Origin of the sequence: Candidatus Pseudomonas phytovorans (assembly GCA_029202525.1) — a bacterium.
Lineage (GTDB): Bacteria > Pseudomonadota > Gammaproteobacteria > Pseudomonadales > Pseudomonadaceae > Aquipseudomonas > Aquipseudomonas phytovorans.
Map to the genome: position 1 here is coordinate 5,203,261 of CP119325.1, position 26,522 is coordinate 5,229,782.

General features: G+C 62.8%; 25 protein-coding genes, 1 tRNA gene and 1 pseudogene. 15 read left to right on the forward strand and 12 right to left on the reverse strand.

Translation table 11 applies throughout. The features are described from left to right. Window positions 1-135: 135 nt before the first annotated feature. Window positions 136-2,493, forward strand: a complete 2,358-nt coding sequence (locus tag P0Y58_22890) for a response regulator (protein WEK29708.1) — start codon at window positions 136-138, stop codon at window positions 2,491-2,493. Here P0Y58_22890 and P0Y58_22895 read toward each other — a convergent pair. After that, window positions 2,483-2,971 (reverse strand): glutathione peroxidase, encoded by a 489-nt coding sequence (locus tag P0Y58_22895; protein ID WEK29709.1) that lies wholly within the window; start codon window positions 2,969-2,971, stop codon window positions 2,483-2,485. The two genes, P0Y58_22890 and P0Y58_22895, sit on opposite strands and share 11 nt — an antisense overlap. Before the next feature lie 13 nt (window positions 2,972-2,984). Next, the gene (gene msrB / locus P0Y58_22900; GenBank protein ID WEK29710.1) at window positions 2,985-3,380 is read right to left on the reverse strand and encodes a peptide-methionine (R)-S-oxide reductase MsrB; all 396 of its coding nucleotides are present in this window, start codon (window positions 3,378-3,380) and stop codon (window positions 2,985-2,987) included. Window positions 3,381-3,546: 166 nt separating this feature from the next. Here msrB and P0Y58_22905 point away from each other — a divergent pair, with 166 nt between their 5' ends. Next, window positions 3,547-4,758 (forward strand): pyridoxal phosphate-dependent aminotransferase, encoded by a 1,212-nt coding sequence (locus tag P0Y58_22905; GenBank protein ID WEK29711.1) that lies wholly within the window; start codon window positions 3,547-3,549, stop codon window positions 4,756-4,758. Between the two features lie 477 nt (window positions 4,759-5,235). Continuing rightward, window positions 5,236-6,123, forward strand: a complete 888-nt coding sequence (htpX, locus tag P0Y58_22910; protein WEK29712.1) for a protease HtpX — start codon at window positions 5,236-5,238, stop codon at window positions 6,121-6,123. Window positions 6,124-6,182: 59 nt separating this feature from the next. Here htpX and P0Y58_22915 read toward each other — a convergent pair whose 3' ends face one another. Continuing rightward, window positions 6,183-6,833 (reverse strand): thiopurine S-methyltransferase, encoded by a 651-nt coding sequence (locus tag P0Y58_22915; protein ID WEK29713.1) that lies wholly within the window; start codon window positions 6,831-6,833, stop codon window positions 6,183-6,185. Window positions 6,834-6,943: 110 nt separating this feature from the next. Here P0Y58_22915 and P0Y58_22920 point away from each other — a divergent pair, with 110 nt between their 5' ends. Beyond that, window positions 6,944-7,711, forward strand: coding sequence for a class III extradiol ring-cleavage dioxygenase (locus tag P0Y58_22920; GenBank protein WEK29714.1), 768 nt, complete (start codon window positions 6,944-6,946; stop codon window positions 7,709-7,711). A gap of 151 nt (window positions 7,712-7,862) precedes the next feature. Here the strand turns inward: P0Y58_22920 and P0Y58_22925 are convergent. Beyond that, window positions 7,863-9,579 (reverse strand): annotated as a pseudogene (locus P0Y58_22925) (DEAD/DEAH box helicase). Between the two features lie 441 nt (window positions 9,580-10,020). Continuing rightward, window positions 10,021-10,776 carry a spermidine synthase gene (locus P0Y58_22930; GenBank protein WEK29715.1) on the reverse strand — a complete coding sequence of 252 codons (756 nt, stop codon included), beginning with the start codon at window positions 10,774-10,776 and terminating at the stop codon, window positions 10,021-10,023. 116 nt (window positions 10,777-10,892) lie between these two features. Here P0Y58_22930 and P0Y58_22935 point away from each other — a divergent pair, with 116 nt between their 5' ends. Then, window positions 10,893-12,239: a 3-deoxy-7-phosphoheptulonate synthase class II gene (locus tag P0Y58_22935; GenBank protein ID WEK29716.1), complete on the forward strand. Its 1,347-nt coding sequence runs from the start codon at window positions 10,893-10,895 to the stop codon at window positions 12,237-12,239. A 54-nt stretch (window positions 12,240-12,293) separates the two neighbouring features. On the opposite strand, the gene P0Y58_22940 is transcribed toward P0Y58_22935, so the two are convergent. Continuing rightward, a complete protein-coding gene (locus P0Y58_22940) occupies window positions 12,294-12,512 on the reverse strand; it encodes a DUF1127 domain-containing protein (protein ID WEK29717.1) in 219 nt (72 codons plus the stop codon). Between the two features lie 97 nt (window positions 12,513-12,609). On the opposite strand from P0Y58_22940, the gene P0Y58_22945 reads away from it, so the two are divergent. Beyond that, on the forward strand, window positions 12,610-13,461 hold the full coding sequence (locus tag P0Y58_22945) for a LysR family transcriptional regulator (GenBank protein WEK29718.1): 852 nt from the start codon (window positions 12,610-12,612) through the stop codon (window positions 13,459-13,461). A gap of 1 nt (window position 13,462) precedes the next feature. Here P0Y58_22945 and P0Y58_22950 read toward each other — a convergent pair whose 3' ends face one another. Further along, window positions 13,463-14,212 carry a sulfite exporter TauE/SafE family protein gene (locus P0Y58_22950; protein WEK33382.1) on the reverse strand — a complete coding sequence of 250 codons (750 nt, stop codon included), beginning with the start codon at window positions 14,210-14,212 and terminating at the stop codon, window positions 13,463-13,465. 113 nt (window positions 14,213-14,325) lie between these two features. Between P0Y58_22950 and P0Y58_22955 the strand changes: the two genes are divergently transcribed. From P0Y58_22955 to P0Y58_22965, 3 genes are all read left to right on the forward strand, one after another. Further along, window positions 14,326-15,279, forward strand: a complete 954-nt coding sequence (locus P0Y58_22955; GenBank protein ID WEK29719.1) for a LysR family transcriptional regulator — start codon at window positions 14,326-14,328, stop codon at window positions 15,277-15,279. Between the two features lie 58 nt (window positions 15,280-15,337). Then, window positions 15,338-15,793 carry a MarR family transcriptional regulator gene (locus tag P0Y58_22960; protein WEK29720.1) on the forward strand — a complete coding sequence of 152 codons (456 nt, stop codon included), beginning with the start codon at window positions 15,338-15,340 and terminating at the stop codon, window positions 15,791-15,793. Window positions 15,794-15,933: 140 nt separating this feature from the next. Then, window positions 15,934-16,362 carry an organic hydroperoxide resistance protein gene (locus tag P0Y58_22965; GenBank protein ID WEK29721.1) on the forward strand — a complete coding sequence of 143 codons (429 nt, stop codon included), beginning with the start codon at window positions 15,934-15,936 and terminating at the stop codon, window positions 16,360-16,362. A gap of 57 nt (window positions 16,363-16,419) precedes the next feature. Here P0Y58_22965 and P0Y58_22970 read toward each other — a convergent pair whose 3' ends face one another. Beyond that, complete coding sequence (locus P0Y58_22970) at window positions 16,420-16,992, reverse strand: elongation factor P (GenBank protein WEK29722.1); 573 nt, start codon at window positions 16,990-16,992, stop codon at window positions 16,420-16,422. A 48-nt stretch (window positions 16,993-17,040) separates the two neighbouring features. Continuing rightward, window positions 17,041-18,174 (reverse strand): elongation factor P maturation arginine rhamnosyltransferase EarP, encoded by a 1,134-nt coding sequence (earP, locus tag P0Y58_22975; GenBank protein WEK29723.1) that lies wholly within the window; start codon window positions 18,172-18,174, stop codon window positions 17,041-17,043. 131 nt (window positions 18,175-18,305) lie between these two features. On the opposite strand from earP, the gene P0Y58_22980 reads away from it, so the two are divergent. Next, window positions 18,306-18,704: a hypothetical protein gene (locus tag P0Y58_22980; GenBank protein ID WEK29724.1), complete on the forward strand. Its 399-nt coding sequence runs from the start codon at window positions 18,306-18,308 to the stop codon at window positions 18,702-18,704. Window positions 18,705-18,706: 2 nt separating this feature from the next. Beyond that, window positions 18,707-19,177, forward strand: coding sequence for a transcription elongation factor GreAB (locus P0Y58_22985; GenBank protein WEK29725.1), 471 nt, complete (start codon window positions 18,707-18,709; stop codon window positions 19,175-19,177). A gap of 115 nt (window positions 19,178-19,292) precedes the next feature. On the opposite strand, the gene P0Y58_22990 is transcribed toward P0Y58_22985, so the two are convergent. Next, window positions 19,293-20,231 carry a LysR family transcriptional regulator gene (locus P0Y58_22990; protein WEK29726.1) on the reverse strand — a complete coding sequence of 313 codons (939 nt, stop codon included), beginning with the start codon at window positions 20,229-20,231 and terminating at the stop codon, window positions 19,293-19,295. 118 nt (window positions 20,232-20,349) lie between these two features. Here P0Y58_22990 and P0Y58_22995 point away from each other — a divergent pair, with 118 nt between their 5' ends. Beyond that, window positions 20,350-21,099 (forward strand): 3-oxoacyl-ACP reductase FabG, encoded by a 750-nt coding sequence (locus P0Y58_22995; protein ID WEK29727.1) that lies wholly within the window; start codon window positions 20,350-20,352, stop codon window positions 21,097-21,099. Between the two features lie 123 nt (window positions 21,100-21,222). Here P0Y58_22995 and P0Y58_23000 read toward each other — a convergent pair whose 3' ends face one another. Further along, the gene (locus tag P0Y58_23000) at window positions 21,223-22,107 is read right to left on the reverse strand and encodes a LysR family transcriptional regulator (GenBank protein WEK29728.1); all 885 of its coding nucleotides are present in this window, start codon (window positions 22,105-22,107) and stop codon (window positions 21,223-21,225) included. 106 nt (window positions 22,108-22,213) lie between these two features. Between P0Y58_23000 and P0Y58_23005 the strand changes: the two genes are divergently transcribed. From P0Y58_23005 to P0Y58_23015, 3 genes are all read left to right on the forward strand, one after another. After that, window positions 22,214-23,398: an MFS transporter gene (locus P0Y58_23005; protein ID WEK29729.1), complete on the forward strand. Its 1,185-nt coding sequence runs from the start codon at window positions 22,214-22,216 to the stop codon at window positions 23,396-23,398. Window positions 23,399-23,498: 100 nt separating this feature from the next. Further along, window positions 23,499-23,879, forward strand: coding sequence for a hypothetical protein (locus P0Y58_23010; protein ID WEK29730.1), 381 nt, complete (start codon window positions 23,499-23,501; stop codon window positions 23,877-23,879). 91 nt (window positions 23,880-23,970) lie between these two features. Next, window positions 23,971-26,103, forward strand: a complete 2,133-nt coding sequence (locus P0Y58_23015; GenBank protein WEK29731.1) for a TonB-dependent siderophore receptor — start codon at window positions 23,971-23,973, stop codon at window positions 26,101-26,103. A gap of 201 nt (window positions 26,104-26,304) precedes the next feature. Here P0Y58_23015 and P0Y58_23020 read toward each other — a convergent pair. After that, window positions 26,305-26,394: transfer RNA gene (locus P0Y58_23020), tRNA-Ser, on the reverse strand. Window positions 26,395-26,522 lie beyond the last annotated feature (128 nt).

Below are 26,522 nucleotides of genomic sequence, written 5' to 3' on the forward strand. Positions count from 1 at the left end.
AGGGATTGCGTTCAGCCGGGGGCTACGCTGTACCTGTGGGAGCGGGCATGCCCGCGAAGGGGCGCAAAGCGGCCCCCGCTTGGCGATCAACTGAAATGAACAGACAGACCCACCAGTAGCCGGGGTTGATCGGCTATGCTTGCGCAGCGCAAGGAACGTGAAACCGGCTCGGGACTCATGGATATCAAGTTCACCAATCGCCTGTCCTACAAGCAAGCCCGGTTGACAGTCCTGGTCGGCTTCATCCTGGGAACATTGCTCAGTCTCATCCAGATCGGCATCGATTATGCCAGCGAAGACGCGTCCATCAACCGTGAAGTGCGCGCCTTGCTGCAAATCAGCCACAACCCGGCCTCGCGCATCGCCTACAACATCGACTCGGAACTGGCGCTGGAACTGACCCGCGGCCTGCTGCAATCGCCGGCGATCATCCGCGCGCGGCTGATCGACAACAACGATACCGTGCTGGCCGATGTCGAGCGCCCACGGCTGCAGGACCGCTACCGCCCGCTCAGCGACTTTCTGTTCGGTGAGCAGCGCCAGCTCAAGGAACGCCTGTACCTGACCCACATGCCCGAAGAATACCTCGGCACCCTGTACCTGGACGTCGACACCTACGCCTTCGGCAGCCGCTTCCTTGACCGCGCCGGCATCACCCTGCTCAATGGCTTTGCCCGCAGCCTGGTACTGACCGGCATTCTGCTGGCGCTGTTCTACATGATGCTGACCAAGCCGCTGGTGACGGTAATCGGCGCCCTCAGCGGCAGCGACCCGCGCAAGCCCCGGCAAACCCGCCTGGAGTGCCCACATGGGCACGAGCATGACGAAATTGGCGTGCTGGTAAAGGTCGCCAACCAGCAGTTCGTCAGCATGGCCACCGAGATCGAACAGCGGCGCACCGCGGAAAACCGCCTTACTCAATACCTGAATGAACTGGAAGACATTGTCTCGGCACGCACCAACGAGCTGAAGGCCAGCAACAGCAGCCTGAGCCTGTCCAACCAGGAACTGGAGGAGGCCCGGCGCCGCGCGCTGGACATGGCCCATGCGCGTGCGGCCTTCCTGGCCAACATGAGCCACGAAATCCGCACCCCGCTCAACGGCATGCTCGGCATGATCGCCCTGGCGCTGGACAGCCCGCTGCCCAGCGAGCAGCGCCAGCAACTGGCAATTGCCCACGACTCGGGCAAAGTGCTTGTGGAATTACTGAACGATATCCTCGACCTGTCCAAGTTCGATGCCGGTCAGCTGGAGCTGGAACGCATTGCGTTCGACATGGGCTCGATGGTTGAAGACACCGCCAACCTGCTGTCGCAGAACACCGCGCAAAGCGTGGAGCTGACCTGCCTGATTGCTGGCAACTTCCCCAGCAGTGTGCTCGGTGACCCCACGCGGGTACGGCAGATCGTCAGCAACCTGCTGTCCAACGCGCTGAAGTTCACCCGCTTCGGCCGTGTCGATGTACGCCTGGTAAGCATCGTCGGCGGCGTGCGCCTGGAGGTGCGAGACACCGGCATCGGTATCCCCGAAGAAGCCCAGGCGCGCATCTTCCAGCCGTTCACCCAAGCCGGCGCCGGCATTACCCGCCAGTACGGCGGCACCGGCCTTGGCCTGGCGCTGACGCGCAACCTGTGCAAGGCCATGCAAGGCCATCTGCACATTCGCTCCGAAGCCGGCTTTGGCAGCTGCTTCAGCGCCGAGCTGCCGCTGGTCATGCACACCGAAGCCATTGCGCCCGTGCCGCTGCACGGGCGCGTGGCTGCCCTGAGCGCAGCAGGCAGCGGGCTCAACGAACTGTTACAGAGCCTGCTGCCCGCATGGGGCCTGGCGTACCAGCGGCATGACAGCAGCGCAACACTGGACGCCACTGCAATGGACCTGCTGATCACCGACGACGTGGACCACCTGTTCCCACTGCGCGCGGCGCTGAAAACACCGATCTTGCTGGTGACCGCCTACGGTAACTTCCTGCCCAGCGAGCAGTCGGCCGCCCTCGCCCCGCTCCATCAACTGGCCCGGCCGCTGGCGCGCAACGCCCTGTACCAGACACTGCGCCGAACCCTGCAAGGTTTTGATCCCGAACACCCGCTGGCCAGCCCTGCCATTCAAGTGGAGGCAGGCCGTGCGCGGATTCTGCTGGTGGAAGACAACCCGGTGAACCAGCTGGTGGCCAAGGGCATGCTGGCCAAGCTCGGCTGCCAGGTTCAACTGGCCACCCAGGGCGCCGAGGCCCTGGAGTTGCTGGAACAAGATGACTTCGATCTGGTGTTGATGGACTGCAACATGCCAGTGATGGACGGCTACGAAGCCAGCCGGCGCATCCGCCAGAGCGGCCGCTGGCCGGACCTGCCAATCGTCGCCCTCACCGCCAACGCCATGCCCGAAGAGCGCGAACGCTGCCGGGCAGCGGGCATGAACGACTACCTAGCCAAGCCGTTTCGCCGCGAAGAGCTACTGGCGCTGGTCGACCACTGGGTGCCGCTCAACGGCTGAGCAGCCGCTCGATGTCTGCTTCAAGGGCCTGCGGCTTGGTGGTAGGGGCATAACGCGTCACCTGGCCGCTGGCCGGGTCTACCAGGAACTTGGTGAAGTTCCACTTGATTTTCTGGCTGCCCAGAATGCCCGGTGCGCGCTGTTTGAGCTCGACGAACAGCGGGTGGGCGCCCGGGCCGTTGACGTCGACCTTGCGAAACAGCGGAAAGCTCACGCCAAAGTTGCGCTCGCAAAACTGTGCAATCTCCCGCGCATCGCCCGGTTCCTGCTTGCCGAACTGGTTGCACGGGAAGCCCAGCACCACCAGGCCACGCTCATGGTAGGCCTGCCACAGCTGCTCCAGGCCCTTGTACTGCGGGGTAAAGCCGCACTGGCTGGCGGTATTGACCACCAGCAACGCCTTGCCCGGGAAGTCGCCGAGCTTCTTGTGCTCGCCGCCCAGGGTCACGCAGGGGATGTCCAGCATCAATCCAGCCATGTTCGGGCTCCGGTCAGTCGCGCGGGCGCAAGTCGATGCACACCGAGTTGATGCAGTAGCGCAGGCCGGTCGGTGGCGGGCCATCCGGGAACACGTGGCCCAGGTGCGCGTCGCAACGGGCACAGGTGACCTCGGTGCGGATCATGCCATGGGTGGTGTCACGGATCTCGATCATCGCGCTGTCTTCGATCGGCGCGTAGAAACTTGGCCAGCCGCAGCCGGAATCGAACTTGGTCTGTGCGTCAAACAGCGCCAGGTTACAGCAGATGCAGTGGTAGATGCCGTCACGGCGCTCGCTGTTGTACTTGCCGCTGAACGGCCGCTCGGTGCCCTTGAGGCGGCATACCTGGTACTGCTCGGGGTCGAGCATCGACCGCCATTCATCCAGGGTTTTTTCGATCTTCTTCATGTAGGGACCTCGGCAGGCTGAATTTCACCCCACACCGTCTTTTCCGGGGCGCGGGTGGCACGTATATTAGTTGGCTTCGTGTGCCAGGCGTTCAGTCTGGCACCCGCTTCCTGCCGTTTCAAACCTTTCGGCGTGGGTTGCGCGTTTTCTCAATCGGGATCCCATCATGCAGTTCAGCAAATCGAACAAGCTCGCCAATGTCTGCTACGACATTCGCGGCCCAGTGCTCAAGCACGCCAAGCGCCTGGAAGAGGAAGGCCACCGCATCCTCAAGCTGAACATCGGCAATCCGGCGCCGTTTGGCTTCGAGGCGCCCGATGAAATCCTCCAGGATGTGATCCGCAACCTGCCCACCGCACAGGGCTACAGCGACTCCAAAGGCCTGTTCAGCGCACGCAAGGCGGTGATGCAGTATTGCCAGCAAAAGGAAATCGAAGGCGTCACCATCGAGGACATCTACCTTGGCAACGGCGTGTCCGAGCTGATCGTGATGTCGATGCAGGCGCTGCTGAACAACGGCGACGAAGTGCTGATCCCGGCGCCCGATTACCCGCTGTGGACCGCTGCCGTGAGCCTGGCCGGCGGCAAACCGGTGCACTACCTGTGCGACGAGCAGGCCGACTGGTTCCCTGACCTTGAAGACATCAAGGCCAAGATCACCCCGAACACCAAGGCCCTGGTGATCATCAACCCGAACAACCCGACCGGCGCGGTGTACTCCAAAGAGCTGCTGCTGGGCATGCTGGAACTGGCCCGCCAGCACAACCTGGTGGTGTTCTCCGATGAGATCTACGACAAGATCCTGTACGACGAAGCCGTGCACATCAGCACCGCCTCGCTGGCACCCGACCTGCTGTGCCTGACCTTCAACGGCCTGTCCAAGTCGTACCGGGTGGCGGGCTTCCGTTCCGGCTGGCTGATCATCTCCGGGCCCAAGCACCACGCGCTGAGCTACATCGAAGGCATCGACATGCTGGCCAACATGCGCCTGTGTGCCAACGTGCCGGCGCAGCATGCCATCCAGACCGCGCTGGGCGGCTACCAGAGCATCAACGACCTGGTACTGCCGCCAGGCCGCCTGCTGGAGCAGCGCAACCGCACCTACGAGCTGCTCAACGATATCCCGGGCGTCAGCTGCGTGAAGCCGATGGGTGCGCTGTATGCATTCCCGCGGATTGACCCGAAGGTGTGCCCGATCCTCAACGACGAGAAATTCGCCCTCGATCTGCTGCTGTCGGAAAAGCTGCTGATTGTTCAGGGTACGGCGTTCAACTGGCCGTGGCCGGACCACTTCCGCGTGGTGACCTTGCCGCGGGTGGATGACCTGGAAGCGGCGATTGGGCGGATTGGTAATTTCCTGAAGGGTTATTCGCAGTAGGGTTCGACGGCGTTTTTGTGGTGGCGCGGAGATCGAGCGCCGCCCGCGCGGCGCTTCGCGGGGCAAGCCCGCTCCCACATTTGTTGCAACGTGCCGAACTTGCGAGGCCATGTTTGCCCGCCTTGGTGCATGTATTGAGACAGGTGAGGCGGCATTAATGCCCACCTCGAAATTCAGTCATGCCGACAAAGCGGATAACCATGGCCTCACAGACATGGCCACGTTGCAACAAATGTGGGAGCGGGCTTGCCCCGCGAAGCGCCGCGCGGGCGGCGCTCGATCTCAATGCCGCCAAAAATCTAAAGGCATACGCTGTTTCTTACATCCTGCAACGCTCTATCCCACAGCCCCCGCGCCATCCTCTGCCATACTCCGCCGTACACAGTTTGAAATAGTCGCCCGATTGAATCGACGCGACAGGCCCCTTATATACCCCGCAGTAAGCGACAATTCATCCGTCAGGAGAACGTAACAACCATGATGCGCATTCTGTTGTTTGTGGCCACCAACCTTGCGGTGGTGCTGGTTGCAAGCATTACCCTGAGCCTGTTCGGTTTCAACGGGTTCATGGCCGCCAACGGGGTCGACCTGAACCTCAGCAGCCTGCTGGTGTTCTGCGCCGTGTTCGGTTTTGCCGGCTCCCTCGTATCGCTGTTCATCTCCAAGTGGATGGCGAAGATGACCACCGGCACCCAGATCATCAGCCAGCCACGCACCCGCCATGAGCAGTGGCTGTTGCAAACGGTCGAAGAGCTGTCCCGTGAAGCCGGCATCAAAATGCCCGAAGTGGGTATCTTCCCGGCGTACGAGGCCAACGCCTTCGCCACCGGCTGGAACCGCAACGACGCCTTGGTAGCAGTTTCCCAAGGCCTGCTGGAGCGTTTCTCGCCCGATGAAGTGCGCGCGGTGCTGGCCCACGAAATCGGTCACGTGGCCAACGGCGACATGGTCACCCTGGCGCTGGTGCAGGGCGTAGTGAACACCTTCGTGATGTTCTTCGCACGCATCATCGGCAACTTCGTCGACAAGGTCATCTTCAAGAACGAAGAGGGCCAGGGCATTGCCTACTACGTGGCAACCATTGTGGCCGAGCTGATTCTGGGCATCCTGGCCAGCATGATCGTGATGTGGTTCTCGCGCCGCCGCGAATACCGCGCCGACGAAGCCGGAGCGCAACTGGCCGGCACCTCGGCCATGATCGGCGCCCTGCAGCGCCTGCGTGTAGAGCAAGGCCTGCCGGTGCACATGCCAGACACCATGAAGGCCTTCGGCATCAATGGCGGCCTCAAGCACGGCCTGGCCGGGCTGCTGATGAGCCACCCTCCGCTGGAAGACCGCATCGAGGCCCTGCGCCGCCGCGGTTGATCCGACCAGCAAGTAAAAAGGGCGACTTCGGTCGCCCTTTTTCGTATTCCCGTACCCTGTCAACGGCTAACCTGATACACCCGCTCCACCAAGCTGGAAGCTCCGGCTTGCACAAACTTGGGGCTGTCCTGAATCATCTCCACTGCCTCCAGCTCATCGAGCTGCCAACCCGCCAACCCCTTTCTCACCTCTTCATCCCCTACCGAAAACGGCGGCCCGGCCAGCAGTGACTGGTCATAATCCAGAGTCACCAGCAGCCCCCGGCACCTCGCAGGCAGCAAAGCCGACAGCAGCTGCATATAACCCGCACGCATCGGCCCAGGAAGCGCAATCAGCGCCGCCCGGTCATAAAGCCCCGCGCAGTCGCCAATATCTTCTGCCCGCAAAGCAAAGAAATCGCCGCACCACAGCTCGACCTCGCCACCGCGCCAAACCTCGAAAGCCCCCCGCTGCGAAACTTCGGCCTCAAGCCCATGTTCGCGGAAAAAGCTCTCCACTGCCTGGCGCGACAGCTCCACACCCAATACGCGATACCCCTGCCCTGCCAGCCAGACCAAGTCCAGGCTTTTGCCGCACAGCGGCACCAGCACGCGGCTGCCCGGCGCCAGCCCCAGTGCCGGCCAGTGCGCCTGTAGATATGGATTGACCTGCCCCTGGTGAAAACCGATCTGATTGTCGGCCCACCGCTTGTGCCAGAACGCTGGCTCCATGGTTGCTCCTTGTTTATCGAGTAAACCGATAGAAAACGCGTAAAACTTGCGATGGATATCGATCAGTTTCTGATCGAAGATGAGTGCATCTTAACCTTCAGGACCTTGTCATGCTGCCTAGCCTGTTCATCTCCCATGGTTCCCCCATGCTCGCCCTGCACCCCGGTGCCAGCGGGCCAGCGTTGGCCGGGCTGGCCAACAGCCTGCCACGCCCAAAGGCGATCGTGGTGGTGTCGGCGCACTGGGAAAGCCGTGAACTGCTGGTGACCAGCAACGCACAGCCAGAGACCTGGCACGACTTCTACGGTTTCCCACCGGCTTTGTACGCGGTGCAGTACCCGGCGCCGGGCGAGCCTTCCCTGGCAGGCCAGGTCAGCGAGTTGTTGAAGGCTTCCGGGCTGCCAGCCCGGCTGGACGCCCAGCGGCCGTTCGACCACGGCGCTTGGGTACCGTTGTCGCTGATGTATCCGGATGCGAGCATTGCGGTGGTGCAGGTTTCACTGCCCAGCCACATGGGGCCGGCGTTGCAGGTGAAGGTGGGTCAGGCATTGGCGGGGTTGCGCGCTGAGGGTGTGCTGCTGATCGGTTCGGGAAGTATTACCCACAACCTGGGCGAGCTGGACTGGCATGCCGGGCCGGAGGTGATCGAGCCATGGGCGCTGGCGTTCAGGGATTGGGTGGTGGAGCGGCTACGGGCGGATGATCAGGCGGCGTTGCTGGATTACCGGCAGCAGGCGCCGTTCGCGGTGCGTAACCATCCCAGTGATGAGCATCTGCTGCCGTTGTTCTTTGCAACGGGGGCCGGGGGCAAGTTTGGGGTGGTGCACCAAGGCTTTACCTTGGGGGCGCTGGGGATGGACATTTATCGGTTCGACTGAAGGGCCCTTTCGCGGGCTTGCCCGCTCCCACAGGTCCTACACAGGCATTGAAATCTGTGGGGTACCTGTGGGAGCGGGCAAGCCCGCGAAAGGGCCGGTACAGGCAAAAAAAATCCCCAGCCAAGGCCGGGGATTTTTTATTGCGCCAGGATCAATCCTCGCGGTAGCGACGCAGCTTCAGCTGCTTGCCAGCCACGCGGGTGTCCTTGAGCTTGGACAGCAGCTTCTCGAGGCCGTCTTCCGGCAGCTCGACCAGGCTGAAGCTGTCGCGCACCTGGATACGGCCGATGGCGTCACGCGCCAGGCCACCCTCGTTGAGGATCGCACCCAGCAGGTTCTTGGCAGCGATACCGTCACGGGCACCCAGGGCGGTACGGCAACGTACACGGCCTTCGGCCAGTGGCAGCGGCGCACGGCGCTCGCGGTCACCACGGTCTGGGCGCTCGCCACGCTCAGCACGCTCGGTACGCTCGCCACGCGGGGCACCAACGCCCGGCACCAGCGGCTGCTCACGCTCTACCGCAGCCAGGTCCAGCGCCTGGCCATTGGTGGCTTTGCGCAGCAAGGCCGAGGCCAGAGCACGCGCGCTGCAACCCAGGTCGGTGGTCAGGCGGTCGAACAGGTCACCGTGAGTGGCTTCTGCTTCGGCTACCAGCGGCGCCAGGCTCGAGGTCAGTTTCTTGATGCGGGCATCCAGCACGGCCTGAGCATTCGGCAGACGGGCTTCGGCTACCTTTTGACCGGTAACACGCTCGATCACCTGCAGCATGCGGCGCTCACGCGGGGTGACCAGCAGCAGTGCACGGCCTTCGCGACCAGCACGGCCAGTACGGCCGATACGGTGTACGTAGGACTCCGGGTCGTACGGCATGTCAACGTTGAACACGTGAGTGATGCGCGGTACGTCCAGACCACGGGCAGCGACGTCGGTGGCGACGACGATGTCCAGGCGGCCATCCTTGAGCGAGTCGATCACGCGCTCACGCTGGTTCTGGGCGATGTCACCGTTCAGCGCGGCAGCCTTGTAACCTTTGGCTTCCAGCGCGGCGGCCAGGTCCAGGGTGGCTTGCTTGGTACGCACGAAGGCGATCAGCGCGTCGAACTCTTCGACTTCCAGCAGACGCAGCACAGCCGGGATCTTCTGGTCGGCATGGACCATCAGGTGGGCCTGGTCGATCGCGGTAACGGTCTGGGTCTTGGTCTGGATCTTGACGTGCTTGGGTTCACGCAGGTGACGCTCGGCGATCGAACGGATCGACGACGGCAGGGTAGCGGAGAACAGCACGGTCTGACGGGTAGCCGGGATTGCGTCGAAGATCACTTCGAGGTCATCCATGAAGCCCAGCTTCAGCATCTCGTCGGCTTCGTCCAGTACCAGGTACTGTACGGTCGACAGGACTTTTTCGTCACGACGCAGGTGGTCGCACAGACGGCCCGGGGTGGCCACGACGATTTGCGCGCCGTTACGGATAGCGCGCAGCTGTGGGCCCATTGGGGCGCCACCGTATACGGCAACCACGTTTACGCCTGGCATCTGCTTGGCGTAGGTTTCGAAAGCGGTAGCAACTTGCAGCGCCAACTCACGGGTTGGCGCCAGGATCAGGGCTTGCGGTTCGCGCTTGCTCACATCGATCTTGTTGAGGATCGGCAGGGCGAAGGCAGCGGTTTTACCGGTGCCAGTCTGCGCCTGGCCGATCATGTCGTGACCGGCGAGGATGATCGGGATCGATTGTTGCTGAATGGCGGACGGCTCTTCGTAGCCGGTAGCCACAACAGCAGCAACAATGTTCGGATTAAGATCGAGAGCGGCGAAGCCGCCGGTTTCCTGGGTCATGGGTCTGCCTCTAAGTGCATCCGCAAAGACCCATGCTGCAAAGCTGCACATGCCTTGAAAGACCGGAAGGTCACCCAGGCAGCTTTGTCGGCGGGGATTTGCGAAAACGATTGAAAAAGAAAACTTGGGAAGGTCCGCCTAGCGGACGTGCAGCCGAAGCTGGACTCGGAGGATTTGCACCACCTGATTTTGAGGTCCGCTAAAAGACCGGCGCGTACTATATCTGAAATTGCGAGGGTATGTGAGGAATATTTTCTCCCCCCCAGCGCCAGTATCGGGCCATCAATTACCGGGAGCTGAAACGATAATTGGGTATTGCCAGTACCGGCCCTATCGCCGGCAAGCCAGCTCCCACAGAGAACCCACTGGATTGAGGGCCAATGCAAACCTGCTGGATTACATTGATCTCAAAACTGAAGAGATCCCTGTGGGAGCTGGCTTGCCGGCGATAGGGCCAGCTGCCTCACCACGATGTTCAAGTAGCCGGCCGAATCTCGCGGATCAGCCCTTCAAGGCTGTAGCCCAGCTGCGGCGCCAGCGCCGTGGCCCGGGCCCTTAGCCCCTCCAGGTCCAGCCCCTGCTCCAGGTCAGCCGGCACCAGCAAGATCACATTGCCTTCTTTCACCGGCAGCTCCCAGTAATGACGGTGATACAGCCCGCGCAGCAATGCCGCGCCCAGCGGCTTGCCGTCGTCGGTGGCCCATTGGTTGATCACCAGCCAGCCGCCCGGGTTCAGCTGTTGCTGGCAGTTCGCCAGGAAGTTCCACGCCAGGTGCCCTACGCCCGGCCCGTGGTCGGTGTAAAGGTCGACGAACAACAGGTCGGTTTTTTCTGCAGTGGGCAGCAGCTCCAGCGCATCACCGATGCGCACGTACAACCGGGGGTCGTCATCCAGGCCAAGGTGCTCCATGGCCAAACGCGGTACGTCCGGGCGCAGCTCGATGGCCTCGATGTCTTCCAGCGGCAAAAATTTCATGCAGGCCTGGGTCAGCGTGCCGGCACCCAGGCCGAGAAACAGCGCGCTCTCCGGCTGTTCATGGCACAGCGCCCCGACCAGCATGGCCCGGGTGTAGTCGTACTCCAGCCAGCTGGGGTCGGCGGTGAACACGCAGCTCTGCTCGATGGCATCGCCAAATTCCAGAAAGCGGTAGTCGTCCACCTCGTACACGCTGATAACGCCAAAGGCGTCCTCTACCCGTGCCAGCAGCCGCTCTTCCCGTTCCGCCGTCATGCTCACCACCCACCCGCGCAAAAACGCGCATTGTCCGCCAACACCCTTGATGCAACAAGCGCGGCGCCAACTGTTACCATGACCTATAGCCTATAACCTACAAGACCGAGCCCGAAATGAACCATCCGTGGAGCCCTGACAGCTGGCGCGCCCTGCCGATCCAGCAGCAACCGACCTACCCCGATGCCGCGCACCTGCTGAAGGTCGAGCAAACCCTGGCCAGCTACCCGCCACTGGTGTTCGCAGGCGAGGCGCGCGAGTTGCGCAGGCAGTTTGCCGAGGTCACCGAAGGCCGCGCCTTCCTGCTGCAAGGGGGCGATTGCGCCGAGAGCTTCGCCGAGTTCTCGGCGGCAAAAATCCGCGACACCTTCAAGGTGCTGCTGCAGATGGCCATTGTCATGACCTTTGCCGCCGGCTGCCCGGTGGTCAAGGTGGGCCGCATGGCCGGGCAGTTTGCCAAGCCGCGTTCCGCTGGCGATGAAACCATTGGCGACATCACCCTGCCCGCCTACCGCGGCGACATCGTCAACGGCATCGGCTTCGACGCCAAAAGCCGCATCCCCGACCCGGAGCGCCTGCTGCAGGCCTATCACCAGTCCACCGCCAGCCTCAACCTGCTGCGCGCCTTCGCCCAGGGCGGCTTTGCCGACCTGCATCAGGTGCACAAGTGGAACCTGGACTTCATCGCCAACTCGGCGCTGGCCGACAAGTACCACCAACTGGCCAACCGCATCGACGAAACCTTGGCATTCATGCGTGCCTGCGGCCTGGACAGCGCCCCGCAACTTCGCGAAACCAGCTTCTTCACGGCCCACGAAGCGCTGCTGCTGAACTATGAAGAAGCCTTCGTGCGCCAAGACAGCCTGACCGGTGACTATTACGACTGCTCGGCGCACATGCTGTGGATCGGCGACCGCACCCGCCAGCTGGACGGCGCCCATGTGGAGTTCTTGCGCGGCGTGCACAACCCGATCGGGGTCAAGGTCGGCCCGAGCATGAACCCTGAAGAGCTGATCCGCCTGATCGACACCCTCAACCCGGCTAACGACCCGGGGCGCCTGAACCTGATCGTACGCATGGGCGCCAGCAAGGTAGGCGAGCACCTGCCGGGGCTGATCCGCACCGTCGAATGCGAGGGGCGCAAGGTGCTGTGGAGCTCGGACCCGATGCACGCCAACACCATCAAGGCCAGCAGCGGCTACAAGACCCGCGATTTTGCGCAGATTCTCGATGAGGTGAAGCAGTTCTTCCAGGTGCACCAGGCCGAAGGCAGCCATGCCGGTGGCATTCATATCGAGATGACCGGGCAGAACGTTACCGAATGCATTGGCGGAGCGCGGCCGATTACCGAGGATGCGTTGTCGGATCGTTATCACACGCACTGTGATCCACGGATGAATGCTGATCAGTCGCTGGAACTGGCGTTTTTGATTGCCGAAACCCTCAAACAAGTGCGGCGCTAAAGCATTCGCGGGCGTGCCCGCGAATAGGCCGGTAAGCCCACCTACAAACTCAGCCTATTTACGCAATGGATCATCCCAGAAAGGCCGCTCGGCCTCTTGCTGGATATCCGCCCGGCTCAACCCCAGGTCGTGCAGAGTCGCATCACTAAGGCGGGCCAGTTCCTGACGCTGGCGGTAAAGCTGCAGCCAGCGTGCCAGCCTCTGCAGAACCACATGCCACAGGTGGTTCAGGGAAAAGGCAGGTTGCTGGATGGTGCTGACATGACCTTTCATCGTGAAGCCCTCCGTGTTGGATGGCCTCAGTCTCGCGCTGCGCCTAAGATCAATCCAACGAATGTTTCTGATGCCATGCATCTCGGAGATTGATGCAATGTCCCAGTACCAGAGCCTCGATGCGGACGTGCTGCGTACCTTCGTCGCCATTGCCGAGCAAGGCGGCTTCACCCGCGCCGGCGAAGTGGTCAACCGCACCCAGTCGGCGGTGAGCATGCAGATGAAACGCCTGGAAGAGGACATCCTGCAGCGCCAGCTGTTCGAGCGCGACGGCCGCCAGGTACGCCTGACCGCCGAAGGCCAGGTGTTGCTGGGCTATGCCCGGCGCATCCTCAAGCTGCATGGCGAGGTGTTCAACACCCTGCGCATGCCGCACATGGTCGGGCTGGTGCGCATCGGTACACCCGACGACTACGCCATGCGCTTTCTGCCGACCATTCTGTCGAGTTTTGCCCAAGCCTACCCGCTGGTACAGGTAGAGGTGCATTGCGATTCGTCCAAACAGCTGATGCTGCGCCAGGACCTGGACCTGACCATTGTCACTCGTGAGCCAGGTAACGAGATTGGCCAGTTGTTGCGCCAGGAGCGCCTGGTGTGGGCCGCCGCCGAAGGTTTTTGCCCGCAAGAACAGCGGCCAATGCCAGTGGCGCTTTTCAATACCGACTGTTTTTGCCGGGCCTGGACCTGCAACGCGCTGGAGGCACAGGGCATCGACTACCGCATTGCCTATACCAGCCCAAGCCTGGCGGCGATCTTTGCCATTGTCACCGCGGGGCTGGCGGTGACGGCGCAGCTGCAAAGCCTGATTGGCGGGAATATCCGCATTCTGGGTGAAAGCGACGGGCTACCGCAGTTGCCGGTGGCCAATGTGATGCTGGTGCGCAGTACCCAGAACCCTTCGCCGATTACCGACTGCATGGCCGGCTACATCATCGAAGGCTTCAAGTAGCTTAAAGCTCAAACCCGAGCATCACCGCACACACCACCAGGAATACACAGAACATCGCCCGCAATACTTTCTCCGGCAATGCATGGGCCAGCTTCACCCCCCAGCTGATACTAAGCAGCCCACCGACAGCCAACGGAATCCCCACCCCCCAATCAACACTGTGGTGCACCCCATACGTCACCAGCGTCACCAAGGTACTCGGTGCGGCCAACGCCAGCGACAGCCCCTGCGCCACCACCTGGGTAGTGCCGAACACGCTGGTCAGGATCGGCGTGGCGACCACCGCCCCACCCACGCCGAACAAGCCACCCATGGTGCCGGCAAAACTGCCCAGCACGCCCAGCCATGGCCAGGCATAACGCAGCTCGGCACTGGGCGGCGACACCTTCATGAACATCCGCGCCACGTTCCACACCGCCAGTGCCACCAGAAAACCGACAAAGCCCAGGCGCATGGATTGCGCATCCAGCCCTACGGCCCAGACCGACCCCAGCCAGGCGAACAGGAAGCTGCACGCCGACAGCGGCAGGGCATGGCGCAGCTCGATGCGGTTGCGCTGGTGATAACGCCATAACGCCAGCAGCACGTTAGGCACCACCATCACCAGCGCCGTACCCTGCGCCAACTGCTGGTCCAGGCCAAACAGCACGCCCAGCGCAGGAATCGCGATCAGCCCGCCGCCAATGCCGAACAAGCCCCCCATGGTGCCCAGGGCAGCGCCCAGCGCGATATACAACATCCACTCGATCATCAGGGCCTCATCCGCCTGTTTGCATAATGCGAGCATGCTAACGATTGCAGGCTGGCAGGGAAACGCACAGCAGCGCACAATGGCTATGCGTTTTTCGCAAAAGCAAGGCAGCCATGAGCCCCGATACCCTCACCGATCAGTTGAGCCTGTTCCTCGATGTGCTGGAGACCGGCAGTTTTTCCGCCGCCGCCCGCCGTCATCCGCTGACCCCGTCCGCCGTGGCCCGGCGCATCGACAACCTGGAACTCGCCGTCGGCAGCCGCCTGTTCACCCGCAGTACCCACGCGGTGCGCGCCACGCCCTCAGGCAATGCCTTTGCCGAACGGGCCAGGCGCATTATCGAGGAGCTGCGCCTGGCCCGGGCCGAGGCGGTATCGCTGAGCAACGCCCCCGAAGGCCTGATCCGCATCGACGCCCCTGCTGCGTTCGGCCGCCGTCACCTGGCCCCGGCCATCGCCGATTTCCTGGTGGCCTACCCAGGCCTGGATGTGCAACTGCGCCTGATCGACAGCTTCGTCGACTTGCATGGCAGCCACCTGGGCGAGGTCGACCTGGTGCTGCGCGCTGGCCCCTTGGCCGATACCCGGCTAGTGGCCACGCCGCTGGCCTACATGGTGCGCATCGCTTGCGCCAGCCCCGCCTACCTGGCCAGCCGCGGCATGCCCAGCTGCCCCAGCGAACTGCCCGGGCACGACGGCCTGGACTGGGACGGCCTGGCACCGCCGTTCGCCTGGCGCTTCAACGTGGCCGGGCAAACCCGCCTGTACCGCCCTGCCCGCATGCGCATGGCCGCCAACAATGCCGAAACCTTGCTGTTCGGCGCCCTCGCCGGCTTGGGTGTTGCCCACTTACCCACCTGGCTGATCAGCGAATACCTGCTGCGTGGCGAGCTGATTCCGCTGTTTTGCGACGGCGGCCTGCCCAAAGCAGAGACCAGCGGCATTTATGCACTGCGCCTGGAACATGAAACGAACTCTCGCAGCCGTTTGCTGCTCGAATTTCTCAAGAGCCGCTTCAGCCCGATTCCACCCTGGGACCTGGCCTTGCGCAGTGAACTGCGCGAGTGATGCGCGCACTAACGATCAGCGTGCCAGAATTTCCCCTAGATTACTTTCAAGGACCTGCATGAACGCCGACACCCAAGCCTCCTGTGACGAGCTGCTGCTGGACAACCAGGTCTGCTTCGCCCTGCACTCCACCTCGTTGCTGATGACCAAAGTCTACAAACCGCTGTTGCAAGCGCTGGGCCTGACCTACCCGCAGTACTTGGCCATGCTCGTGCTGTGGGAGCGCGACGGCCTTACCGTGGGCGAAATCAGCCAGCACCTGCTGACCGACCCGGGCTCACTCACCCCACTGCTCAAGCGCCTGGAAAGCGAGGGCCTGCTGCAGCGCAACCGTAGCCGCGAGGACGAACGGGTGGTCATGGTGCAGCTCACCGACAAAGGCCGCGCCCTGCAACAGCAAGCCAAAGAGGTGCCGCAATGCATCCTCAAGGCCAGCGGCCGCAGCCTGGAACAGCTGCAGCACCTGCAGGCCGAGCTGCTGAACCTGCGCGAAAGCCTGCAGAAAAACCTCTGACAGCTATGCTGTGCGATGGCCGTTCGGATGAGCGGTGATGATTTATCTTGCGCGCTAACTAATTGCGCGCTAATTTAAATCCCACACCAACCAGCGCCCGCCTTCAACCGGGAGCGCACAGCACATTAGCGAGGCTCAAGATGCAAAAGGTCACTGCGCTGTACACCGCAGAAGCTACCTCCACCGGTGGGCGCGACGGCAAATCCAGATCCAGCGACGGCAAGCTGGTGGTCAGCCTGAGTACGCCAAAGGAACTAGGGGGCGCAGGCGGTGACGGCACCAACCCCGAGCAAATGTTTGCCGCCGGTTACTCGGCCTGTTTCATCGGCGCCCTGAAGTTCGTCGCCGGGCAAGAGAAGAAAGCCCTGCCGGCAGACGCCTCGATCACCGCCAAGGTGGGCATCGGCCATATCCCGGGCGGTTTCGGCCTGGACATCGACCTGCACATCAACCTGCCGGGCCTGGCCCAGGCTGATGCCGAAGAGCTGGTGGAGAAAGCCCACAAGGTCTGCCCCTACTCCAACGCCACCCGTGGGAACGTGGATGTGCGCCTGCATGTGACGGTTTAAGTCGCAGGCACAAAAAACCCGGCCGAGGCCGGGTTTTTTGTGCACATGCAAGAAGAATTACTTCTTGGCACGGCCTTTGTACGAACCGCCATCGCGGGTATCGATCTCGATCAGGTCGTCGATTTCGATGAAGTCAGCAACGCTGAGTTCAGTACCGTTTGCCAGCTTGGCAGGCTTCATGACTTTGCCCGAAGTGTCGCCACGAGCCGAACCTTCGGTGTAGGCAACCTTACGCACGATGGTGGTCGGCAGCTCTACCGACACCAGACGATCTTCGAAGAACACGGCTTCGCAGATATCTTCCATACCTTCTTCGATGAACGGCAGAACGGCCTCGATGTCTTCGGCGTTCAGCTCGTACATGGTGTAGTCGGTGGTGTCCATGAAGGTGTACGTGTCACCGCTGATGAACGACAGGGTCGCTTCTTTGCGATCCAGGATCACGTCGTCCAGCTTGTCGTCCGCACCGTATACGGTTTCGGTCTTGTAGCCGGTCAGCAGGTTCTTCAGCTTGGTTTTCATGATCGCGCTGTTACGGCCCGATTTGGTGAACTCAGCTTTCTGAACCAGCCACGGGTCGTTGTCGATGCGCAGCACGGTGCCGGGTTTCAGTTCTTTACCAGTTTTCATTACGAAGTATCCGAATCTGGATGGATTTATAAAAATCGAGGCCGCATATCATAGCGAATTTCGGTAAAACTGTACCAGCGTCATGGCAAGGTCCGGCTGAGCGGCCTGCCGCGCGGCCCAAAGCCGGGCATGCTGCTGCAGTTCAGGCCAATGCTGACGGGCTGCCTGCCACGCCTGGCCCATGTCGAAATCCATGTTCCAGGCGCGCCAGAGGCCAAGCAAGGCGGCGTCGGCATCGCCTGACAGCCCGCGTCGATATTGCGCGAGAAACGCTTCGAGTTTTTCCCAGTGGGCGTTTTCGTCCTGCACATAGATGTGCCACAGCATCGGCTGCCCGGCCCACTGTGCGCGCACGAACGAATCTTCGCCACGTACCGCGTTGAAATCGCAACTCCACAACAGCCGGTCGAAATCGTCCTGGCTCACAAAGGGCAGCACCTGCACGGTCAGCGCCTCTCGCTTGTGCACACTGCCCACTGGCAGTGCTGCCACGCCAAGCCACTGGCTCAACCCAGCGACAATGCGCCCTTGCGGCACCAGCAGGTGGCACGGTTGCGCGCCTGCGGCCAGGGCATCGAGCCAACTGGCCAATTGCGGGTTTTCGTAGGCGAACAGCGAGATCAGCAATGCCCCCTGCTCAAGCGTTACACCAAGCCCTTGCAGAAACACATGGCGCGCCTCGGCCGATTGTTGGAATGCGTCACGCCGAGCCAACAACGAACCCTCGCGCAGCAGGCCGCCGGTTTTCTCGGTGAAGCCCGGAAAGAAAAACACTTTGCGCAGGCCGTTGGGCTGCGGCGACGGCAAACCGTGGCAGCCCTCCACCCAGTCCTCGGCGCTGAGGTATTCAAGGTTCAGCCAAAGCGGCGGCGTCGGGCGGGCACGCATGGCCTCGATATACGCCGCAGGCAATTGGCAGGCGAATGCACCGATCACCACCTCGGCCGGCGCCACCGGCAACCAGGCCGCTGGCCACTGGCGCACATCCACTCCGTGCTGCCATTGCTGCACGGCGCTGGCATCGGCACCGGGGCACATGGGCGTGAAGGCGTTGAGGTCATCCACCCACAGGCGTACCGCCAAGCCATGCTCAGCCACCAGTTGCCGGGCCAGGCGCCAGGTCACGCCGATATCGCCGTAGTTGTCGACGACGCTGCAGAAGATGTCCCAGGTGGCTTTCATGCGCCCCTCCCGTGCGGGTGCAAAAACCGCGAATTCTGCGCATAAAGTGTCGCCGACAAAAGCACCTGCGCGGAAAAATACCCGCACGCATGCGACAATGCACCCTGACCGACCCTGCCAGGAGGCGTGCCATGCCCCGCCAACGTGAACTGAAAATCACCCTCAAGCCGTTGCCGTTGATCGTGTGCGTTGCCCTGGGCCTGTGGCTGGGTGCCGTAGCCATTGTAGCGAGCGCCTGGCTGGCAGTGTTGTTGTGGCCGCAGCAGGTACAGCCGCTGGTACAGGCCCTGCCCCCCAGCGTCTACCAGCCCGCGCCTTCGTCTGCAGCAGCTACCGCAAAGGATGCCCAGGCCGAAATGTTCGACCGCTACAAGGACATCCTGCACAAGCAGGAACTGCAGCAGGCCGCCGAGGCCGCCCAAGGCAACCCGCGCAACCTCAACAGCCCAAAGTGCCAGTTCTGGCTACAGCAGAACCGAACCGCACCCACCGACAAAAGCCAGGCCAATGTGCTGGAGTACTGCTACTGACCATGGAAAAGACCCGCCTGCTGGCGCAGATCGTCGCCACCCTCGCGCATGACCTTGAGGTGCTGACCCGTGCAGCACAAACGGCCTATGAGGCGGCTACCGCCAAAGAAAACGTCGCCGAAAACAAGTACGACACGCTGGGCCTGGAAGCCTCATACCTGGCCACCGGCCAGGCCCGCCGCAGTGCCGAGATCCGCCAGGCGCTGTTGATCTACCAACAGCTGCTGCTGCGCGACTACGACCCGGTGCGCGGGGTGCAGATCAGCAATCTGGTGAGCCTGGAGGATGAAGACGGCGGCCAGCGCCGGCTGTTCCTCGGGCCGGAAGCAGCAGGTTTGAAGATTGGCGAGGGGGACGAGTTGGTGACCGTGATTACCCCACGCTCGCCGCTGGGGCAGCTATTGCTGGGCAAGCGGGTGGATGATGAAGTGAGCCTGGGGGCGCAGGTGTTGTTCATTGTTGAGGTTGCCTGAGCGGGCCTCTTCGCGGGCACGCCCGCTCCCACAGGGGACCCCACAATCTTCAACCCTGTGATATTCCTGTGGGAGCGGGCGTGCCCGCGAATGGGCCGGCACAGGCAACAACGCTCTAAAGGGCTTGCAAGGCATCAAAACGCCCCGCCAACCCCTGCTCGGCAAACTGCTCCACCACAAAATCGATAAACGCCCGGGTCTTGCCCGGCATCAGCTTGTGCTGGGCGAAGTACAGGCTGATATGACCGTCATCCACATACCAGTCCGGCAGTACCCGCTGCAGCCGCCCAGCCTGTAGATAAGGCACGGCAAACGGCAGGCTCACCAGGGCAACTCCCAGCCCCTGCTCGGCCACCGCACACGCCGCGTCCGAATCGCTCATGGTCATGGCCTGGCGCAGTTGCATGGGCTGCTGCGCCTGCCAGCGGCTGACCAACGGCCACGAGCGCACCCGCCCGGTCTGCGGTGAGCGGATGAGGATGCCGTCGTGCCGTTGCAGCACCTGTGGGTCTTCGATCGGAGCATGGCGCGCCAGATAGGCGGGCGCTGCCACCAGCACCCGGTGTGCCGGGGTCAGCTTGCGCGCCACCACCCCCGGCGGCAGATCGAAACCACCGCCAATCGCTGCATCGAAGCCCTGGCCGATCAGGTCGACCTGGCGGTTGTCGAAATGCCAATCCGGGATAATGGCCGGGTAGCGGCGCAAAAACTCGCTCAACAAGGGCAACACATACAAACGCCCGAACACCGTACCCATGCTCACCCGCAACAACCCGGCCGGCTGGCCTTCGGCGCTGGCCAGGTTGGCCACGGCGTACTGGATGGTGCGAAAGCTGTCGCTGACCTCGCCAAGAAAACGCTGCCCCGCCTCCGTCAGGGTCAGCTTGCGGGTACTACGCTGGAACAACCGCACGCCCAGGCGCGCCTCCAGCTGAGCCACATGCTTGCCCACGGCGGCGGGGGTAATGCTCAGGCGCCTGGCAGCCTCGGCAAAGCTGCCGACCTCGGCACTGCGGATGAAGCACTCCAACGCGTTGAACGATTCCACCGCCATGATTCACAACCCAAGGTTTACTCTGCTGATAGTGATTGCCATCTTATCAGCAGGTAATCAAGCGCCGATACTTCGCCCATCCAAGGCATTTCGGCCTGGCTTCCAGCAGGAGATCAGCATGTCCAAGCAACTGTCACTCGAAGGCAAAGTGGCCCTGGTTCAGGGCGGTTCCCGCGGCATAGGGGCCGCCATCGTGCGCCGCCTGGCCCGCGAAGGTGCGCAGGTGGCCTTCACCTATGTCAGTTCCGCCGGCCCAGCCGAAGCACTGGCCCGCGAAATTACCGAGAACGGTGGCAAAGCCCTGGCAGTGCGGGCCGACAGCGCCGATGCAGCCGCCGTGCAACTGGCGGTGGATGACGCCGTGAAGGCCTTCGGCAGGCTGGATATCCTGGTCAATAACGCCGGCGTGCTGGCGGTGGCACCGGTGACCGAATTCGACCTGGCCGACTTTGATCGCATGTTGGCGGTGAACGTACGCAGCGTGTTTGTCGCCAGCCAGGCCGCAGCGCGCTACATGGGCCAGGGCGGGCGCATCATCAATATCGGCAGCACCAACGCCGAGCGCATGCCGTTTGCCGGTGGTGCGCCTTATGCCATGAGCAAGTCGGCGCTGGTTGGCCTGACCCGTGGCATGGCGCGCGACCTGGGGCCACAGGGCATTACCGTGAACAATGTTCAGCCGGGGCCGGTAGACACTGACATGAACCCCGCCAGTGGCGAGTTTGCCGAGAGCCTGATACCCATGATGGCGATCGGGCGGTATGGCGAGGCGGACGAGATTGCCAGCTTTGTGGCCTACCTGGCGGGGCCCGAGGCGGGGTACATCACCGGGGCCAGTTTGACGATTGATGGTGGGTTTGCAGCTTGAATTGATGGGTTGCCTGTACCGGCCTCTTCGCGGGCACGCCCGCTCCCACAGGTACTGCACCCTACTCAGGCTGGGTGCTGTACCTGTGGGAGCGGGCGTGCCCGCGAAGAGGCCGGCACAGGCTCAAGCCTTTTCAGGTTCCAGGCTCTGTTCCATGACCTCCAGAAAAGCCCGGGCAGCCGGCGTAGGGCTGGCCGACCACACCGCATACAGGTGCCGCACGGGCGCATCCACCACCCGCGCCACCGCCACACCGTCGATGCCCAGGGCCACCCGTTCCGGCACCAGGCCAACCGCCATGCCCCGCTGCACGAACTTCTCTACCAAGCGCACATGCCCGATCTCGAACTGCACCCGATGCTGCAAACCTGCTGCCTGGAACGCCTCATCCGTCTGCCGGCGCGCCCCCGTACCTTCGGGGAAATCAACCAGCACCTCATTTGCCAGGTCGGCCAGCGCCAGCTGCCCGCGGCCAGCCAGCCGATGATCAACCGGCAACAACGCCACCAGCTCCTCCCTGGCCAGCAAGCGATGCTGCACGCCCTGCACCACCTCGCCCTGCCACAGGCCGATGAAGCCAACGTCGAGGCGCCGCTCGACCACATCAGCGATCAGCAACTCGCTCTTGGCGGTGATCCAGCGCACATCCACATCCGGGAATCGACCGTGGAACACCGCCAACAGGTCGACCAGGTCCAGCGCCGTGAGCGAGCTGATTTCGCCAATCGCCAGCCGCCCACGCACCTGCCCGCAGGCGGCTGCCACGTCATCGGCAATGCGCCGGGCCGCTTCCACCGCCGGCCGGGCGCTGAGCACAAAGGCCTCGCCGGCAGGCGTCAGGCGCACCCGCCGCGAACTGCGCTCGAACAGGCTTACGCCCAGCTGCGCCTCCAGCCGCGCCACCTGGTGGCTAAGTGCCGACTGCACCACATGGCAACGCTCGGCCGCACGGGTAAAACTGCCGGTATCGGCCACGGCGAGGGCGTATTCGAGCTGCTTGAGGTTCATCGATCTATCTGCTTTCAAGATGGATAAGTTGAAAACTATACATTGGTGTCATGCCAGACACTTCTTGATAATTCCCCCACTGACTACTGCCCACCACGAGAACCGCATGAACGCCCCCACTCTCAGCCGCGCCATGATCCTGCTGATGGCCACGGCCACCGGCCTGGCCGTGGCCAGCAACTACTACGCCCAACCGCTGCTGCACAGCATCGCCCAGCAGTTCGGCCTGAGCACTGCCAGCGCCGGCAGCATCGTCATCGCCGCACAACTCAGTTATGGCGCCGGCCTTCTACTGCTCGCGCCGCTGGGTGACCTGTTCGAGCAGCGCCGGCTGATCACCGTGATGACTGCCATTGCCACCCTGGGCCTGGTCATCAGTGCCTGTGCGCCAAGCCTGCCCTGGCTGATCCTCGGCACCGCGCTGACCGGGCTGTTCTCGGTAGTGGCGCAGATCCTCGTGCCCATGGCCGCGACCCTCAGCGAGCCGCATCAGCGTGGGCGCGCGGTCGGCACGCTGATGAGCGGCCTGCTGCTGGGCATTCTGCTGGCACGGACGGCTGCCGGTTTCATGGCCGAGCTGGGCGGCTGGCGCAGCATCTACGTACTGGCCGCTGTGCTGATGGCGGTCACTGCCCTGGCGCTGTACCGCAGCCTGCCACAGCACCACACCCATGCCGGGTTGAAGTACCCGGCACTGATCGGCTCGGTGTTCCGCCTGTTTCTTGAAGAGCCGGTGCTGCGCCTGCGCTCGCTGCTCGGCCTGCTGTCGTTCAGCCTGTTCGCCCTGTTCTGGACGCCCCTGGCATTCCTGCTGACCAAGGGCCCTTACCATTACTCGGATGCGGTAATCGGCCTGTTCGGCCTGGCCGGTGCCGCCGGTGCGCTGTCGGCCAACTGGGCCGGGCGCCTGGCCGACCGCGGCAAGGGCTCGCTGGCCACCACCGTAGGCCTGGTGGTGTTGCTGCTGTCGTGGGTGCCGCTGGGTTTTGCCGAGCAGTCGTTGCTGGCCCTGCTGCTGGGCGTGCTGATGCTGGACCTTGCGGTGCAACTCGTCCATGTGAGCAACCAGAACGCGGTAATCGCCCTGCGCCCTGAAGCACGCACGCGGCTGAACGCCGGGTATATCACTTGCTACTTCATTGGCGGGGCGCTGGGGTCGTTGCTGGGCACGCAATTGTTCCAATACCACGGCTGGATGGGCATTGTGGTGGCGGGGTTGGTGATTGGCGGGCTCGCGTTGCTGGTCTGGGGGATTGCCAATCGCAAGGTGGCTTTAGCCGCCAGGGGGTGACATCGCACCGCACTACCCTCCGTCGTATTGCCGTTGACTTGCCTGGCCGGGCAGCGCTCATTAGGCGCTGGTCAATGCCCTTTCCTGACAGGACGACTTTATGACAAGACTCACGGTGCAATCCGGCGATTTCTTGCAAGGTGAAGGCGAGTATCGCAATGGATCGCTCACACTCAAGACCCCGCGCAGCCCCTCCCCCGGCGAGCGCATTTCCCTTACACGCATCAGCGACCTCAGGCTGGCCAGCCTGGAACCCAGCCGCAGCCTGGGCAGCGCCCTGGGCTGGGGCGTGGCAGGCGCGTTGGTGGCCGGGCCGGTGGGTTTGCTGGCCGGGCTGTGGCTAGGCGGCAAAGAGGAAGAAGCCACCTTCCTGGTCACCTTCAAGGATGGGCGCAAGCTCATGGCCATTACCGACGGCAAAACGTGGTCGAAGATCGATGACGGCTGGCGGCAGCACAAGCGGCCGGCCAATCAGGGCTGAATATCGCGAAGCCTGGATCGTTTTATGCTGAAGGCGGCTGCTAAGATGCCGCCTTTTTCATGGCCCGTGCCGTATCCAGGAGCCTCACCGCATGCCCCCGCATCACCCTCGCCTGCCCCTGAGCCTGCTCAGCCTGGGCCTGGCCCTGCATTGCTCCAACGTACTCGCCGAAGACAGCGTAGTGCTGGCCCCGCTGCAGGTGTCCGACACCTATGCCGATGACGGCTACCAGGTACGCCAGGCAGCGGTGGGCGGTTTCCAGCCCGCGCCGTTGCTCGACACCCCCGCCTCGATCAGCGTGTTCAGCCAGCAACTGCTGGAAGACCGCCAGGTACGCAAGCTCAGCGAAGTGCTGCAAAGCGATGCCTCGGTTGGCGAAAGTTATGCCCCCATCGGCTACTACGAAAACTTCAACGTGCGGGGCTTCGAGCTGAATGCCGCCAGCAGCTACCGCATCAACGGCCAGACCATCGCCGGCGAGCAGAACGTGGCCCTGGAGAACAAGCAGCAAGTCGAGTTGCTCAAGGGCCTTTCCGGCTTGCAAAGCGGCGTGTCGGAGCCGGGCGGCCTGGTCAACTACGTGACCAAGCGCGCCGAAGACGTGCGCAGCGTCACGGTGTCGACCAACGAACAAGGCGAACGCTACCTGGCCACCGACCTGGGTGGCTGGTTCGGCAGTGAAAAACAGTTTGGCCTGCGCGCCAACCTGGCCCATGAAGACATCCGTTCCTATGTCGACCACGCAGATGGCAAGCGCGACTTCGCCTCGCTGGCCTTCGACTGGCAGATCAGCCCGAATGCCACCCTGCAGCTGGACGCCGAATACCAGCACCGCGAACAGCGCTCGGTGCCGGGTTACCAATTGTTGGGCGGCAGCGAAGTGCCCCACGGTATCGACCCGGACGACCGCCTGGCCTATCAGCACTGGGCAAAGCCTGTACAAAACGACTCGCTGAACCTGGGCGGGCGCTTCGAGTACCGCTTCAACGAGGCATGGACCGGCACTTTGAGCGCCTCGCGCAGCAAGGTGGTGATCGACGATTACAGCGCGTTTGCCTGGGGGTCGAGCGAAGGCGCGTTCTTTGGCAGCAATGGCGACTACGACATCTACGACTACCGCAGCCCCGACGACACCCGCCGTACCGATGAGGCACAAGCCATGCTCAACGGGCACTTCGGTGCGCTGGGGGTGGGGCATGAGCTGACCGTAGGCACCAGTGCGCAGCGGCGCACGCTGGATCAGCGCCCTTACTACAACGAGTGGCTGGGTACCGGCAACATCTACACCGGCGCCCCTGCCTTCGACCCGTCCGACAAACCCGTAGGCGCCAGCGAACGCCGGCTGGACAGCCGTCAGTACGGCCTGTTCGTCAACGACCGCATCAGCTTCAACGAGCAATGGCAGACCGTGCTGGGCGCCCGTGCAGTGCGCCTGGATGAAAAGACCTGGGACGAAACCGGTGTTGCCGGGCGCCATACCCGTCAATACGAGTTGCTGCCCAATGCCGCGCTTATCTACAAGCCGCAGCCGAATACCACCATTTACGCCAGCTACTCCAAGGGCCTTTCTGCCGGCGGTACGGCGCCTTGGTTTGCCAGCAATGCCGCTGAGATCCTGGCACCTACCACCTCCCACCAGCTGGAGCTGGGCCTCAAGCACGACTGGCAAGGCCTGAGTTTCAGCGCTGCGCTGTTCCAGATCCGCCAGGCCTACCAGTACGCGCGCCCGGACGGGTCCGGCAACTTTACCTACGTGCAGCAAGGCCAACAGAAGAACACCGGCCTGGAACTGGGCGCCAGCGGCTGGGTGACCTCGAAGCTGCAAGTGCAAGCCAGTGCTGCGGCCATTCGAGCGCGAGTACAAAACAGCGGTACTGATGATTATGAAGGCCACCAGGCGATCAACGTGCCCAGGTTCCGCGCCGCATTGCACGCGGAGTACAACCTGCCGGTGCCGGGCCTGGCACTGCTGGGCGGGGCGCGGTACAGCGCCAGCAAGTATGCGAGCCAGGCGGGGAACGTGGAGGTTGGCGGGTATACCGTGTTCGATGTGGGGAGCCGGTATCGGACGCGCATCGGCGGGTACGACACGGTGCTGCGGCTGACGGTGGACAACGTGTTAGACAAGCGCTACTGGCGCGATGTGGGGGATTATCTGGGGGATAACTACCTGTTCCAGGGCGCGCCGCGCACGGCTCGGCTGTCGGCTTCGGTAAACTTCTAGGCGTATTGCGGGAACCTGTGGGAGCGGGCTTGCCCCGCGAACACCGGCAAAGCCGGTGCCATACACCGCGTCGCCTGCTTCGCGGGACAAGCCCGCTCCCACAAACGGGTGTAACACCGACCGTTGAGAATTGTCCGCCCCCAAAGGCCCTGAAAACAAAAAGCCCCCGTGCTTTTCAGCGCGGGGGCTCTTCGTAGAATGTGGCGGTGAAGAAGGGATTTGAACCCTTGATACGATTTCTCGTATACACACTTTCCAGGCGTGCTCCTTCGACCACTCGGACACTTCACCGTTTCTCTTCAAGCCTTGCGGCCCGTCGAGGTGCGCTAATTTAGTGAAAGCCACTCCCTTTGGCAAGCACTTTTTTCAAATTTTTCATGTATTTGCATTTGAGACACGGTGAACGCTGACCGACCAGT

Coding starts and splice junctions, on each gene's coding strand:
- P0Y58_22950 (WEK33382.1), bottom strand. CDS start 14,212: ATGATCGAGTGGATGTTGTATATCGCGCTGGGCGCTGCCCTGGGCACC.
- P0Y58_22990 (WEK29726.1), bottom strand. CDS start 20,231: ATGGCGGTGGAATCGTTCAACGCGTTGGAGTGCTTCATCCGCAGTGCC.
- P0Y58_22970 (WEK29722.1), bottom strand. CDS start 16,992: ATGAAAACTGGTAAAGAACTGAAACCCGGCACCGTGCTGCGCATCGAC.
- P0Y58_22955 (WEK29719.1), top strand. CDS start 14,326: ATGAGCCCCGATACCCTCACCGATCAGTTGAGCCTGTTCCTCGATGTG.
- P0Y58_23015 (WEK29731.1), top strand. CDS start 23,971: ATGCCCCCGCATCACCCTCGCCTGCCCCTGAGCCTGCTCAGCCTGGGC.
- P0Y58_22930 (WEK29715.1), bottom strand. CDS start 10,776: ATGACGGCGGAACGGGAAGAGCGGCTGCTGGCACGGGTAGAGGACGCC.
- msrB (WEK29710.1), bottom strand. CDS start 3,380: ATGAAGAAGATCGAAAAAACCCTGGATGAATGGCGGTCGATGCTCGAC.
- P0Y58_22945 (WEK29718.1), top strand. CDS start 12,610: ATGTCCCAGTACCAGAGCCTCGATGCGGACGTGCTGCGTACCTTCGTC.
- P0Y58_22960 (WEK29720.1), top strand. CDS start 15,338: ATGAACGCCGACACCCAAGCCTCCTGTGACGAGCTGCTGCTGGACAAC.
- P0Y58_23005 (WEK29729.1), top strand. CDS start 22,214: ATGAACGCCCCCACTCTCAGCCGCGCCATGATCCTGCTGATGGCCACG.
- P0Y58_22995 (WEK29727.1), top strand. CDS start 20,350: ATGTCCAAGCAACTGTCACTCGAAGGCAAAGTGGCCCTGGTTCAGGGC.
- P0Y58_22940 (WEK29717.1), bottom strand. CDS start 12,512: ATGAAAGGTCATGTCAGCACCATCCAGCAACCTGCCTTTTCCCTGAAC.
- earP (WEK29723.1), bottom strand. CDS start 18,174: ATGAAAGCCACCTGGGACATCTTCTGCAGCGTCGTCGACAACTACGGC.
- htpX (WEK29712.1), top strand. CDS start 5,236: ATGATGCGCATTCTGTTGTTTGTGGCCACCAACCTTGCGGTGGTGCTG.
- P0Y58_22915 (WEK29713.1), bottom strand. CDS start 6,833: ATGGAGCCAGCGTTCTGGCACAAGCGGTGGGCCGACAATCAGATCGGT.
- P0Y58_22980 (WEK29724.1), top strand. CDS start 18,306: ATGCCCCGCCAACGTGAACTGAAAATCACCCTCAAGCCGTTGCCGTTG.
- P0Y58_23000 (WEK29728.1), bottom strand. CDS start 22,107: ATGAACCTCAAGCAGCTCGAATACGCCCTCGCCGTGGCCGATACCGGC.
- P0Y58_22935 (WEK29716.1), top strand. CDS start 10,893: ATGAACCATCCGTGGAGCCCTGACAGCTGGCGCGCCCTGCCGATCCAG.
- P0Y58_22890 (WEK29708.1), top strand. CDS start 136: ATGCTTGCGCAGCGCAAGGAACGTGAAACCGGCTCGGGACTCATGGAT.
- P0Y58_22905 (WEK29711.1), top strand. CDS start 3,547: ATGCAGTTCAGCAAATCGAACAAGCTCGCCAATGTCTGCTACGACATT.
- P0Y58_22920 (WEK29714.1), top strand. CDS start 6,944: ATGCTGCCTAGCCTGTTCATCTCCCATGGTTCCCCCATGCTCGCCCTG.
- P0Y58_22895 (WEK29709.1), bottom strand. CDS start 2,971: ATGGCTGGATTGATGCTGGACATCCCCTGCGTGACCCTGGGCGGCGAG.
- P0Y58_22965 (WEK29721.1), top strand. CDS start 15,934: ATGCAAAAGGTCACTGCGCTGTACACCGCAGAAGCTACCTCCACCGGT.
- P0Y58_22985 (WEK29725.1), top strand. CDS start 18,707: ATGGAAAAGACCCGCCTGCTGGCGCAGATCGTCGCCACCCTCGCGCAT.
- P0Y58_23010 (WEK29730.1), top strand. CDS start 23,499: ATGACAAGACTCACGGTGCAATCCGGCGATTTCTTGCAAGGTGAAGGC.